Source organism: Celeribacter indicus (assembly GCF_000819565.1).
In the GTDB taxonomy this organism is placed as follows: Bacteria; Pseudomonadota; Alphaproteobacteria; order Rhodobacterales; family Rhodobacteraceae; genus Celeribacter; species Celeribacter indicus.
This window is the reverse complement of record NZ_CP004393.1, coordinates 365,160-377,776: the sequence shown is the minus strand read 5'-3', so window position 1 is coordinate 377,776 and position 12,617 is coordinate 365,160. Positions and strand designations below refer to the sequence as shown.

Genomic DNA, 12,617 nt, shown 5'->3' with positions numbered 1-12,617 from the left:
TTTCGCGTCAGCGGCGGGCGGTGAGGACCGGTCCCTCCGGTCCGTGCAGGACCAGCGCCCCGTCCTCGGCGATCTCGAACCGGGAGGTCGAGGAAAGCGCATCGAGGAGCGCCGTCTCCTGCGCCATGAGATCCGCCGGACACATCATCCGCGTGGCGGCCATCGGGCCGAAGGCGATGCCCTCCCCGGTGATCTCGAGACCGCCTGAAAAGCGGTTGCACCCGGAAGTGCCCGCGACCCTGAGATCGTCGGAGATCGAAAGCTCCGGCATCCGCCCCTCGACCGGGACCGCCCCGTCGATCGTCTCCACCTGCCAATTCGCCCCGGCAAGAAGGTCGAGCGTGCGCCCTCCGCAACCGGACAGCTCCCGCTCACCCAGCCTGAGGGTGACCTTCTCCGGATAGGCCTGTCCACTCATCCCGTCGTAGCAGATCTCCCGCGACAGGCTCAGTGTCAGATCGTGATCGGGCAGCGTGTGCACCAGGCTTTCTCCCTCGCGCACCGGGGCGGTGAGATCAGCCTCGAATTCCGTTTCGCCGTAGTCAAGCTGCGCGGAGAGCCGCCCCTCCTCGACCGTCAGGATCCAGCCCGGTTCGTTGCCCTGGGCCCGCCAGGGCGTGTCGGGAAGTGTCAGGGCGCAGGACTGGTTTCCCGTTCCCGCCACCTGCAACAGCGCCTCCTCCCCTTGCAGCCAAAAGACCGTGTCGCCGGTCTCGGTCGCGTATTTCTCCCCGGAGGCGGAGGGAAGGCGCATCAGGTCGAACCGGGATCCGCGGAGGTACAGCAGGGCGGTGTCGCCGGCAAACCCCACGACGCCCGCCTCCGCCTCACAGGTTACCCGCGTCTCGAAACCGAAAGGGGTCGCGGCCGCCGGAGCACCGAGGGCGAATGCGAGAAGAACGGAGAGACCTCTGGGGAACATGTGACGACCTTTCGTGAAACGAGCTGCTCCGACAGTAGCCTGACAGTGGAAAGGGGCAAAACGCAAAGCGGTGCGCCCGGCCGATCTGACGTCAATGTGAGGCGGGGCCGCGGTGCACGCGGAGCCGGACAGAGCCGTCACGCGCGGCCGCCCTCCGGCCAGAACCCGTGCCGACCCGGATCAGCCGTCCCATTGCCGTGCCTGCGCCGGGCCGAGACGCAGAAGGTCTATGGCGCGGGCAGCGATCTGTTCGACCGCCGCCTCAAGGCTCGGGAGGCCGAGGTAGAAGGCCGGCACCGGAGGGAACACAATTCCGCCCAGTTCCGTCACCGCCAGCATGTTGCGCAGATGCGCGGCCGTGAGCGGCGCCTCGCGCGCGATCAGCACCAGCGGGCGGCGTTCCTTCAGCTGCACGCCAGCGGCGCGGGTCAGCAAGCTGTCGTCGAAGCCATGCGCAATCGCGGCGAGCGAGCGCATCGAACAGGGCGCGACGATCATGCCCGCAACCGGCACCGAGCCCGAGGCGATCGACGCACCGACATCCCCGACCGAATGGCTTCGGGTCGCGAGCGCGCGCAAGCCGGCGAGCGCATCGGGGCCGAGTTCCGCGGCAAGCGTGCGTTCGGCCGCGCGGCTCACCACCAGATCCGTCTCCACCCCCCGCACCCGCAGTCCGCGTGCCACGGCCAGCGCCAGCGCCGCCCCCGAGGCGCCCGCCACGCCCAGGACCACGCGCGGCGCGGTCATGCGCCCGGCCCCGGCATCAGCTCCGGCATCACCCGGCGCAACAGTTCGTCGGCAAACGCCGCATCCTCCGGCGCGGTGCGCATCACCTCGCCCCAGATACGATGGGTCTCCGCGCCGATCTTGGTGGTGGCGTCGATGCCGATCTTGCCTGCGAGCCCCGGTTCGGGCGAGGCGAAATCGAGATAGTCCATCGGCGTGTCCTTCAGCACCGTCACATCGCGCGCCGGGTCCATCCGGCTCGCCAGCGCCCAGGCGATGTCGTCCCAGTTGCGCGGGTCGATATCGGCGTCCACGACGACGATCATCTTGGTGTAGCTGAACTGCGCCAGCATGCCCCAGAGCGCCATCATCACCCGCCGCGCCTGCCCTGGATAGCGTTTCTCGATGGCGATCACCGCAATGCGGTAGGAGCAGGCCGCCGGCGGCAGCCAGAGATCGCGGATCTCCGGGATCTGGGCCCGGATCGTGGGCAGCGCGAGACGGTTGAACACCTCGCCGACGATGGCCGGTTCGTCGGGAGGGCGGCCAGTATAGGTGGAGAGGTAGAGCGGCGCGCGGCGCCGGGTGAGGGCACTCAGTTGCATCACCGGGAAGGGTTCGGCGGGGTTGTAATAGCCGGTATGGTCGCCGAACGGACCTTCGGGGGCGGTGTCCTGCGGCGCGACCCGGCCCTCGAGCACGATCTCCGCCCCGGCGGGCACCATCAACGGCACCGTGCGCGCGGGCACCATTTCCGGCCGGCGCCCGTTCATCACGCCCGAGAAGCTCAGCTCCGAGACCGTCTCGGGCAAGGGCAGCGCAGCCGAGAGCAGCGTGGCGGGATCGGCACCGAGCACGACCGCCACCGGCATCGCCTCGCCCGCCTGCTGCCAGGACCGGTGATGCGCCGCGCCGCCTCGATGCGCGAGCCAGCGCAGAATCAGCCGGTCGCGCCCGATCACCTGCGCGCGGTATATCCCGGCGTTGTAGCGCCCCACCTCGTCGGCGCTGCTGTCCCTTGGCCGGGTGATCACCACCGGCCAGGTGACCAGCGGCCCGGCGTCGCCCGGCCAGTGCGTCGGCACCGGCAGCCGCGCGAGGTCGATGTCGCCGCCGGTCAGCACCTCCTCCTGCACCGGCGCATGGCGCAGCAGGCGCGGACGCATCGACAGGGCCGCCTTCAGCATCGGCCATTGCGCCAGCGCCCCGCGCAGCCCGTCCGGCGCCTCGGGCGTGCGCAGCGCGGCGAGAAAGGCACCTAGGGCGTCGAGCCCTTCCGGAGCGATGCCGAGCCCCGCGGCCACCCGCCGCGTCGTTCCGAAGAGATTGGTCACCACCGGCACCGGCAGCACCGCCCCCTCCGCGTCCACCGGCCGTTCGAAACGCAGGACCGGACCGCCCGCCTCGAGTACCCGGCGGTGGACGGCTGTCATCTGGTGGCGGAGCGCCACGGGATCGGGAATGGAGGCCAGCTCGCCCTCCGCCGCACACCAGTCGAGAAAACGGCGCAGGGTTGGAAATTCGGGCAGGGTACGCACGGGGGAGCTCCGGTCTGTCTGGCGGCGCAAGGGTCTGCGCGCCGGGTCCGGCCGGAGCTAGCAGAAAGAAGCCCGCCGGGATGTGACGATCGTCACATCCCGCAGCGGCACAATCGCCTAAGAGCGGGGGAGCCACCGCGCCGAGGAGGAAAGATGTCCGACACCCGCCCAAGCCTGCCGCGTGTTCCGCGCCCCTTGGCACAGGCGCTGGCCCTCACCCCGCCCGGTGCGCTTTCCCTCGGCCTGACCCGCTACGCCCGCGCGGTGGCGACACGCCATCCGGCCATGTTCCGGCGGCTGGGCGCGCATGGCCAGGCGCGGTTTCTCATAGATCCGACCGACCTGCCCTTCGCGCTGCTGCTCGAGCCTGGCGGAGGACGCCCGCGCGTCACGCTTCTGCGCCGGAGCGCGCAGGCGCAGGCCACGGCCCGCATCGCCGGATCGCTTTCGGCGCTCCTCGGCCTCGTGCACGGCGCCTTCGACGGGGATGCGCTGTTCTTTTCGCGCGACCTCGCGATCGAGGGCGATACCGCGGCGGTGCTGGCGCTGCGCAATGCGCTCGACGATGCCGAACTCGACCTGAGCGAGGAAATCTTCGCATTTGCCGGCCCGCTCGCCTCCGGGCTCCGCCCGTTCGTTGGCCTTGTCGAGCGACACACGGGCGTGGTGCTGCACCGTCCCGCGGAGACGCTGCCATGGTGATGGAGATCGTCTGCCCGGCCGGCACGCCGGCGGCGCTGCGTGCGGCGGTGAAGGCGGGTGCGCATAGCGTCTATTGCGGCTTTGCCGATGCGACGAACGCGCGCAATTTTCCGGGTCTCAATTTCGAGCGGGACGAGATGCGGGCGGGGATCGACTTCGCCCATGCGCACGGGGTGAAGGTGCTGGTGGCGATCAACACCTTTCCCCGCGCAGGCGAGGCCGGCCCGTGGCACCGCGCGCTCGCGGATGCCGAGACGGCGGGGGCAGACGCGGTCATCCTAGCCGATCCCGGCCTGCTCGCCCATGCGGCCGACCGCCATCCCGGCCTGCGCCGCCACCTGTCGGTGCAGGCGGCAGCCTCGAATGCCGAGGTGATCAATTTCTACGGCCGCGAATTCGGAGTGAAGCGGGTGGTGCTGCCGCGTGTGCTCTCCGTCCCCGAGATCGCGGCGATCAACGCCGAGACCGACGTGGAGACCGAGGTCTTCGTCTATGGCGGCCTGTGCGTGATGGCCGAAGGCCGCTGCGCGCTTTCTTCTTATGCGACGGGGCTGTCACCCAACATGAACGGCGTCTGTTCGCCCGCCAGTCACGTCTCCTATCACGAGACGGCAGGGGAGCTCGATGCGAAACTCGGGGGCTTTACCATCCATCGCGTCCGCGCCGGCGAAAGCGCGCCCTACCCGACCCTGTGCAAGGGCTGTTTCCGCGCCAGCGGGACGGAGGGCCATCTCTTCGAGGATCCCGTAAGCCTCAACGCGACCGAACTGATGCCGCAGCTCGCGCAGGCCGGGGTACGCGCGCTGAAGATCGAGGGGCGGCAGCGGTCGCGGGCCTATGTGGCGCAGGTGGTGGCGAGTTTCCGCGCCGCGGTGGATGCGCTCGCGGCGGGCCACCCGCTGCCCGAGACGGCGCTTGCCGCACTGTCGGAGGGGCAGGCCACCACCACCGGCGCCTATCGCAAGACATGGCGTTGACCGGTCGCCGACCGGCAGGGAAGGAGTGAAAATGGACCTCACCGTCGGACCGAACCTGTTCTTCTGGCCGCAGCCGCGCCGCCTCGGGCTCTACGAGGAGATCGCCGATGCGCCGGTCTCGCATGTGGTGCTGGGAGAGGCGGTCTGCTCGAAGCGCGAGCCTTTCGTGGCGGCGGAGCTGGGCGCGGCGGTGGAGCGGATGCGCGCGGCGGGCAAGACCGTGGCGCTCTCCACGCTGGCGCTGGTGACCCTGCCGCGGGAACGGCGTGCCGCGCAGGCCCTGATCGGCACCGCCGCCGAGGCCGGCGCCGGGATCGAGATCGCGGATCTCACCGCCCTGGCCTGGCTGCCTGCGGGCACAGCCTTCTCGGTCGGGCCGCTCGTGAACGTCTACAACGAGGCGACGCTCGCCTGGCTCGCGGCGCGGGGGGCGCGGCGGATCTGCCTGCCGCCGGAGCTGCCGCTCGCTTCCGTGGCGGTGCTCGCGCGCGAAGGCGCGGCGCGGGGCGTGACGGTCGAGGTCTGGGGTCACGGACGGGTGCCGCTCGCAATCTCGGGCCGGTGCTATCACGCGCGGCTCCACGGGCGCACGAAGGACAGTTGCAAGTTTGCCTGCGAGGCCGATTCCGACGGGCTGACCGTGGAAACGCTCGATGGCCAGCCGTTTCTGGCGATGAACGGCGTACAGACTCTCTCGGAAAGCCATGCCTGCGCATTGCAGCAGATCGACGCGCTGCGCGAGGCGGGGGTGGCGGCGCTGCGCCTGTCGCCGCAATCCACAGGCTTCGGCGAGATCTGCGCGCTCTATCGGGCGGCCCTCGACGGGCGCCTTGATCCCGGCGAAGCGGTGCGGCGGCTGCACGCGGCGGCACCCATGCGGCTTTCGGATGGGTTCCTCACGGGCACGCGCGGCGCCGACTGGTCGACCGAGGAGGCGGAACCCGCGGGCGGCGCCTGAATGCCTCGCGCAGCGCGCAGCCGCCGCGCCAGTCACGTCACGCGGCGGCTGCGACGAAGGGAACCTGTGCCGGAGTGTTGGGACGCGCCCGGCACAGGCGCCGAGGGGGCGGAAAGGGATCAGCCCGCGCCCCTCGGCATCGGCAAGGACCCGGTCTTGTAGGGGGTCCAATCGGTGATTTCGGGATAGAACTGCCGCCGCCATGCCTTTACCCGCGGGTTGAAGATCCGCCGCCAGACCGGCGGGATCATCGCGAGGAAAGTCATCGGCGGGTAGCCGGTCGGCAGCATCGGCACCTGTGTTTCGTCGTAGATCTGCAAGAGCGGAAACCGGCGCAGCGGATGCAGGTGGTGATCGGCATGGCGTTGCAGGTTGATCAGCAGCAGACCGGACACCCGATGCGCCGAATCCCAGGAATGATGCGGCTTCACCGGCTCATATCGCCCGTCGCCCAGGTATTTGCGGGTCAGCCCGTAATGCTCCACATAATTGGTCAGCTCGAGCTGCCAGATCGCCACGATGGCCTGGAGGGCGAAGAGGCCGATGCCAGCCCATCCTCCCACGGCGAAGGCAAAGGCGAGAAAGAGGGCCTGTAGCGCGAGATATTTCCAGATCGGATTGCTGCGATGCCACGGGCTCCGCCCGCGCCGCGCGAGCATCGCCCGTTCGGCGCGCCAGGCGGAGGGAAAGCCGGTGCGCAAAATCCGGAAGAAGGCGCGGTGGAACCCCTCGTTGTAGCGCGCCGTCACGGTGTCGCGCGGCGTGCCGACCCAGGGGTGATGCACCAGCAGGTGTTCCGTGCGGAAATGACCGTAGAGCACCAGCGCCATGAGCAGATCGCCCAGATTGCGCTCGAACCGGTTGGTCTTGTGAAAAAGCTCATGGGCGTAGACGATCCCGACCGTGCCGGTGGTGACGCCGATCGCGAACATGATCCCCAGCGTCTCCGCCGTGGAATAGCCGTCCAGATGGGTCAGGCACCAGATTGCGCCGTAGACGAGGCAAAGTTCGAGCGGCAGCCAGATCCAGGTGAGCAGGCGGAAGGCGAAGAGTTCGCTGTCCGGCGTGTCGGGGTCGGGGTTGCGCAGGTCCTTGCCCAGAACCGTGTCGAGCAGTGGCATCAGCACCCAACCGTAGAAGGGGATCAGCAGGATCGTCCAGCCGCCCTGCCAGAGCGCCAGAGCGACCAGCGGCACGAAGGTGACGGTCAGCCAGTAGGGCCATGCGCTGAGACGTGCGGCGGCGGGAGCGATCGGGAGAGTGTCCGTCATGGGCGTGTCCTCGGGATCATGCGGAGGGTGTCGGAAGGCGCGGACGGAGCCGCAGGCGGATGCCGTCGGCGGAGCGCAGCGTCAGCCGGGCGGCGGGCACGGGCACGTCTCCCGCCACGGGGTCGAAACGGAAGACGTGCACCAGCATCGACAACAGCAGCGGCCCCTCCGCCATGGCAAATCCCGCACCGGGACAGACCCGCGGCCCCTCGGAAAAGGGGATATAGGCCAGGCGCAGCCCCTCGCGGCCGTTCCCGGTCTTCCAGCGGGCGGGATCGAACCCGTCGGGATTCTCCCAGATCCGTTCGTGGCGATGCAGGTGCCAGGGGCTTATCACGATCTGTGCCCCCTTCGGCACCCTGCGGGCGCGGAACCGCATCGGGCAGGCCGCCTCGCGCACATACATCGGCACCGGCGGGTAGAGCCGCAGGGCTTCGCGAAAGACGGCCCGGCTCGTCTCCAGACGTTTCAGCGTGGCGAGATCCGGCTCGGCACCGGCGCCCAGCACCGCCCCGGCCTCTGCGGCCACCCGCTCCTGCCAGTCGGGATGGGTGGCGAGCAGGTAGAGGGCCCAGGCGAGCGCCGCCGCCGAGGTCTCGTGTCCGGCAAGGAAGAAGATCGCCACCTGATCGACCATTTCCGCGGTGTCGAACACCCTGCCCGTCTCCGGATCCGGGGTGGTCATGATCCTTGTCGCCAGATCATCCGGCGCGGTGCCCGCGGCGATCTCCGCCGCGCGCATCGTGGTGAGCCGGACGATCAGAGTGCGGATGCGCGCCGCGCTCGCCCGTACCGCGCGCGAATGGCACCGCGGCACCCACTTCGGAAAGGGCAGGATCGCGGCGGCATTGGCCACCGGATGCGCCGCCTGGTGGTCACGGAATGCGACAAGGGCGGCCTGTGCGATCCCGCTCTCGATCGGTTGCGAGAACAGCGCACGGAAGATCACATCCATCGCCACATGGCTGGTCTGCGCCTCGATCTCCAGCGCACGACCATCGGCAAGCGGGGCGAGCCGTGCCACAGCCGCGCGTCCCGCTTGCCACATCGCCGGCAGGACCTCGCGCAGCCGCCCGCCTTCGAACGCGGGATCTATGATGCGCCGCTGGTGTTCCCAGAGCGCACCGTTGCTGATGAAGACGGAGCTGCGCAGCAGCGGCCGCAGCCCGATCCGCACCCGCTCCGACTTCGGGAAGTCGCGCACGGGTCCCCGAAGCACGCGGTGCACCAGCTCGGGATCGTTGCACAGGAAGGATCGGAAGAAGGGCGTGCGCATCTCCGCCATCCAGGCCCGAAAGAGATGTCCGGGCTGGGCAGAGAGAATGTCACGCCGGAAGAGGCGCAGATAGCCGAAAAGCGACACCCGCCCCGCCCGCGCCGCCGGTTTCGGCGGCAACGGCGCGGCAGATGCGAGCGCTGCGGACATGGGCAAGGGACGGTCGGTCATCTGGATCTGGCTCCGGCTTTGCGTCGGTGATAGCCGCCCGCCTGCCGCCGGTCTGTGACGGGTGTCACATCTCCTGCCCGCCCTGCCCCGGCTGATACGTTGCGTCGCACTGCCCGCCGCCACGTCGCCGCACTATGATGGCAAAATCCTTCATGAATTCCATTTGAGCGCGACCCGATCATGCCCCAGATTTCCGATCCGTCCCATCCCTGCGGCCGCTGCCGGTTCTACGAGGCAAGCCTGTGGCGCCCCGTCGCCGGATCCGACGCCGTGACGCAGCTCGCGCGCGGCTTCTCGCGGCGCGAACTCGCGGCGGGCGAGGTGCTTTTCGCCCAGGGCAGCGACAATCGTGGGGTGTTCTGCGTCTCGAAGGGGCTGATCGCCTTGCGCAGCCATCATCCCGACGGCCGGTCGATCCTGCTGCGCCTCGCCTATCCGGGGGAGATCGTCGGCTTCCGCTCCTTCCTCGGCCGGGGCGTGCACCAGACCGAAGCGCGGGCCCTGCTGCCCTCTCGGGTCTGCACTGTAGGACGGCGGAGCGCGGGACGGCTCCTGCGCGACCATCCGGCGCTTCTCGAGCGGCTGCTCGAACGCAGTCTGGAGGAGATCGACCGCAGCCACCGACGCATCATCGCCGCGGCCACTCTCGACAACAAGGAACGGCTCGCCGCCCTGCTGAACTGGCTGATGGAGCGCCACGGCACGCGCGAAGGCGTGGAGCTGCGCATGCGCCTGCCGTTGAGCCGCGCCGACCTGGCCGATCTGATCGGCGTGCAGCGCGAGACGATGTCGCGCCTTGTCCGCCGGCTCGAAGCCGAGGGGACGTTCCGCATCGACGGACGCGAGGTGCGCGTGCGCGCGCCCCTGGCGCGGGCCGGCGGGAGCTGACCTCGGGGACGGCCCCCGCCGCGTGCGGGCTCAGGCAGCCTTGGACAGGGACGTGCGCGCCGTTTCCACGAGTGTGCCGTGCAGCGCCGCGATCGCCGGCTTCAGCGCATCGCGCTCGAGGATGAACTGCACATCGACATTGCGCGGCCCCTGCGAGGCGCCGAGCGCATAGAGACCGGCACCCGCGATGGCCTGAAGCCCGTCGGTGAGCACGGAAAGCCCCGACAGGTCGCGTCCGATCGCGGACGCCATCGCGAGCGGTCGCGCGGAGACCTCGGCGTTCGGATAGGTCTCGGTAAGATCCTTCTCCACCCGGCGCATCACCTTGAGCGAGGCATCGAGATAATGGGTGATCGTGTTCGCGTTCGAGGTCTTCGACACGATGCGCACATTGTGGCGCGTCAGGATGTCGAGGATCGTCGCGTCATAGCCCTTCACACCGACCATGTCCTGTTCGAACACTTCGAGCGAGACGATGTCGAGCCCCGTCACCATTTCCACCGCGGGCGTCTCGGCGGGCTTGTCGTCGATCAGCGTGCCCGCGTCCTCCGGTTCGAAGGCGTTGGTCACGCGCAGCGGCACGTCGGCCTGACGCAGCGTCTTGGCGGCTTTCGGATGGATCGCCTCCATACCCATATTCGACATCTGGTCGGCCACGTCGTAATTCGTATGCCCGAGCTTGCGCGCCACGCCGTGCCCGACGAGGTTCGGATCGGCCGAGGAAAGATGGAATTCCTTGTGGATGATCGCCTCTTTCGCGCCGGTGAGCGCCGCGAGACGGGAAAAGGTCACCTCCGAATAGCCGCGATCGAATTCCCGCATCAGCCCCTCGACGCATTGCGCGTACCCAGTGACGATAGGCATTTCCCGCGCCAGGTCGAGATCGTCCATCGCCCCTGCGATCCGCGCATCGAGCGACACCTCTCCCCGGTCGCGCCAACCGGACAGGTCGACGAAACGTGCATTCACCCCGGCGCGCTGCAACAGAAGCGTGGTGACGAACGCGGAATGCGCCTCTCCCAGCCCCGACAACAGTTCGCGCACCTGCAACAGATGCCCGGCGAGGCGGAAATGGCCGTAGGAACACAGGCGCTGGAGGTCAATGAGGCAATTGCGCGTGCCTTCGATCCGTTCGGCGACAAAGGCCTCGGCCTGCGCGATATCGGCAGGATGGTCGAGCACGGCCTTGTGCGCCGTGCTCATCGCCTCCGACACCCGCGCCAGCGTTTCGTGCCAGCCGTGGTCGCTGTCGGCATCGGCATAGCGGGCGTAGACGCCCGGCTCGCCGGATTTCTTGTGCTCGAGCAACAGGTTTGTGATGCCACCAAAGGCCGAAACGACGAAGACACGTCCATAGAGATCCGCCCCTTCGCGCCCGCCGATGAACAGCGTGTCGCGCAACTCGTCCACGCGGGACATGCTTGTCCCGCCGATTTTCTCGACAGTATGTGCCATACCGACCGCCTTACGCCTCGAGCTCTTCGGCCGGGGCGTAGGATCCGTCCTCCCGGTGCACTTCCGTGCCGGTGACCGGCGGGTTGAAGCAACAGGCCATGTGCAGCTCTTCCTCGGCGCGCAGGATGTGCTTGTCGTGCAGGTTGAGCGCATACATCACGCCGGGACGGATCTCGTGGGTCTCGCCGGTGCCGAGATCGGTGATCGAGCCCTTGCCCTTCATGCAATAGACGCTCTCGAAGTGGTGCTTGTAATGGAACATGTGTTCCGAACCCGCTTCGAGCACGGTGATGTGGAAGGAAAAGCCCATTCCGTCTTCGGCCAGCAGCATGCGGGTCGACGTCCATCGGGCATCCGCCACATGGCGGTCGGTTTTCTTCAGGTCGTTGAAATCGCGAACGATCATGTCGGTTTCCTCGGTTGTCTCGTTTGGCTCAGGCGGCGGAGCGTTCCGCGAGCACCTCGCGGGTGGCCTCGAGCAGGATATCGAACCCTTCGCGCAGGAGCCTGTCGGGGGTGGTGAGCGGGGCGAGGCATTTCACGACCTCATCATGGGCGCCCGAGGTCTCGATGACGAGCCCCTTTTCATAGGCGCGTGCGCAGATCGCAGCGGCCAGATCGCCCGACCCGACGTCGACGCCCTGCATCAGGCCGCGCCCCTTGAGGGCGGCGCCGTCGATCAGGTCTGCCACCTCCTTGAAGGCGGAGGTCAGCATCACGGATTTCGCCGCCAATTCCTTCTCGAACGCGTCGTCCTTCCAGAATTTCTCGATTGCCACGCGGGCGGTCACGAAGGCATGGGTGTTGCCCCGGAAGGTGCCGTTGTGCTCGGCCGGCTTCCACACGTCGAGTTCGGGCCTGATCAGCAGCGCCGCAAAGGGAAGGCCGAAGCCCGACAGCGATTTCGCCTGCGTGATCATGTCCGGTTCGATGCCCGAGGTCTCGAACGAGAAATAGGTGCCGGAGCGGCCGCAACCGGCCTGGATGTCATCGACGATGACGAGCGCGCCATGTTTGCGGGCGATCCTTTCGATCCCGCGCATCCAGTCGTCGGAAGCGGCGTTCAGCCCGCCTTCGCCCTGGATCGGCTCGAACACGAAAGCCGCGGGCGCGTCGATGCCGGAGGAGGGATTGTCCAGAAGGCTCTCGATCATCTGAAGCGTGTCGACGCCGTCCCCCATCGCGCCTTCGAAGGGCATATGGGTCACGTCACCGAGCGACCCGGTGCCCGCGCCCCCGCGTTTCGAGGCATTGCCGGTGAGCGCGAGCGCGCCCATCGTCATGCCGTGAAAGCCGTTGGTGAAGGCGATCACGTTGCGCCGGCCGGTCACCTTGCGCGCGAGCTTGATGGCGGCTTCGACCGCGTTCGTGCCGGTCGGGCCGGTCATCATCACGCGGTAATCCATCCCGCGCGGCGCGAGGATATTCTCCTCGAAGGCACGCAGGAACGCTTCCTTCGCGTCGGTATGGAAATCGAGCGCGTGGGCGATACCGTCCTGTGAGATATGCGCAATCAGCGCCGCCTTCATGTCCGGGTCGTTGTGCCCGTAGTTGAGCGAGGAGCAGCCCGCCAGGAAGTCGATGTAGCGGTTGCCGTCCTCGGTGAACAGTTCGGAACCGCGCGCCTCCGTAAAGGTCGCCGGAAAGGCGCGGCAGTAGGAACGCGCTCCGCTCTCGCGGCGCGCATAGATGGTCTTCTCTTGTGCCATGTCTTTGGGCATGGGGAATCCTTC

12 protein-coding genes are annotated in these 12,617 nt (G+C 68.4%); 4 read left to right on the top strand and 8 right to left on the bottom strand.

Features of this window, described 5'->3' with window-relative positions; genetic code table 11:
- Nucleotides 1-7: 7 nt before the first annotated feature.
- The 3 genes from P73_RS01875 to P73_RS01865 form a co-directional block, all read right to left on the bottom strand.
- Nucleotides 8-922: an META domain-containing protein gene (locus P73_RS01875; RefSeq protein WP_052452995.1), complete on the bottom strand. Its 915-nt coding sequence runs from the start codon at nucleotides 920-922 to the stop codon at nucleotides 8-10.
- A 180-nt stretch (nucleotides 923-1,102) separates the two neighbouring features.
- Complete coding sequence (locus tag P73_RS01870) at nucleotides 1,103-1,669, bottom strand: UbiX family flavin prenyltransferase (protein WP_043868211.1); 567 nt, start codon at nucleotides 1,667-1,669, stop codon at nucleotides 1,103-1,105.
- Nucleotides 1,666-3,186, bottom strand: a complete 1,521-nt coding sequence (locus P73_RS01865; RefSeq protein WP_043868210.1) for a UbiD family decarboxylase — start codon at nucleotides 3,184-3,186, stop codon at nucleotides 1,666-1,668. The genes P73_RS01870 and P73_RS01865 overlap by 4 nt, the downstream gene beginning before the upstream one ends.
- A gap of 153 nt (nucleotides 3,187-3,339) precedes the next feature.
- On the opposite strand from P73_RS01865, the gene ubiT reads away from it, so the two are divergent.
- The 3 genes from ubiT to ubiV are packed head-to-tail and all read left to right on the top strand — an operon-like array spanning nucleotide 3,340 to nucleotide 5,823.
- Nucleotides 3,340-3,888 carry a ubiquinone anaerobic biosynthesis accessory factor UbiT gene (gene ubiT / locus P73_RS01860; RefSeq protein ID WP_043868209.1) on the top strand — a complete coding sequence of 183 codons (549 nt, stop codon included), beginning with the start codon at nucleotides 3,340-3,342 and terminating at the stop codon, nucleotides 3,886-3,888.
- Nucleotides 3,888-4,865, top strand: a complete 978-nt coding sequence (gene ubiU, locus P73_RS01855) for a ubiquinone anaerobic biosynthesis protein UbiU (RefSeq protein WP_043871321.1) — start codon at nucleotides 3,888-3,890, stop codon at nucleotides 4,863-4,865. The genes ubiT and ubiU overlap by 1 nt, the downstream gene beginning before the upstream one ends.
- Nucleotides 4,866-4,896: 31 nt before the next feature.
- Nucleotides 4,897-5,823: a ubiquinone anaerobic biosynthesis protein UbiV gene (gene ubiV, locus P73_RS01850; RefSeq protein WP_043868208.1), complete on the top strand. Its 927-nt coding sequence runs from the start codon at nucleotides 4,897-4,899 to the stop codon at nucleotides 5,821-5,823.
- A 119-nt stretch (nucleotides 5,824-5,942) separates the two neighbouring features.
- Here the strand turns inward: ubiV and P73_RS01845 are convergent, their stop codons facing one another.
- A complete protein-coding gene (locus P73_RS01845; protein WP_052452994.1) occupies nucleotides 5,943-7,094 on the bottom strand; it encodes an alkane 1-monooxygenase in 1,152 nt (383 codons plus the stop codon).
- A 16-nt stretch (nucleotides 7,095-7,110) separates the two neighbouring features.
- Nucleotides 7,111-8,541 carry a cytochrome P450 gene (locus P73_RS01840; RefSeq protein ID WP_052452993.1) on the bottom strand — a complete coding sequence of 477 codons (1,431 nt, stop codon included), beginning with the start codon at nucleotides 8,539-8,541 and terminating at the stop codon, nucleotides 7,111-7,113.
- A 180-nt stretch (nucleotides 8,542-8,721) separates the two neighbouring features.
- Between P73_RS01840 and P73_RS01835 the strand changes: the two genes are divergently transcribed.
- Entirely contained in the window at nucleotides 8,722-9,429 is a 708-nt protein-coding gene (locus tag P73_RS01835) for a Crp/Fnr family transcriptional regulator (protein WP_052452992.1), read from the top strand.
- 30 nt (nucleotides 9,430-9,459) lie between these two features.
- Here the strand turns inward: P73_RS01835 and P73_RS01830 are convergent, their stop codons facing one another.
- Genes P73_RS01830 through ectB form a run of 3 tightly spaced genes read right to left on the bottom strand, consistent with a single transcriptional unit; the run spans nucleotide 9,460 to nucleotide 12,605 of the window.
- Nucleotides 9,460-10,884: an aspartate kinase gene (locus P73_RS01830; RefSeq protein WP_043868207.1), complete on the bottom strand. Its 1,425-nt coding sequence runs from the start codon at nucleotides 10,882-10,884 to the stop codon at nucleotides 9,460-9,462.
- 10 nt (nucleotides 10,885-10,894) lie between these two features.
- Nucleotides 10,895-11,290, bottom strand: a complete 396-nt coding sequence (locus P73_RS01825) for an ectoine synthase (RefSeq protein WP_043868206.1) — start codon at nucleotides 11,288-11,290, stop codon at nucleotides 10,895-10,897.
- A gap of 28 nt (nucleotides 11,291-11,318) precedes the next feature.
- A complete protein-coding gene (gene ectB, locus P73_RS01820) occupies nucleotides 11,319-12,605 on the bottom strand; it encodes a diaminobutyrate--2-oxoglutarate transaminase (protein ID WP_043868205.1) in 1,287 nt (428 codons plus the stop codon).
- Nucleotides 12,606-12,617 lie beyond the last annotated feature (12 nt).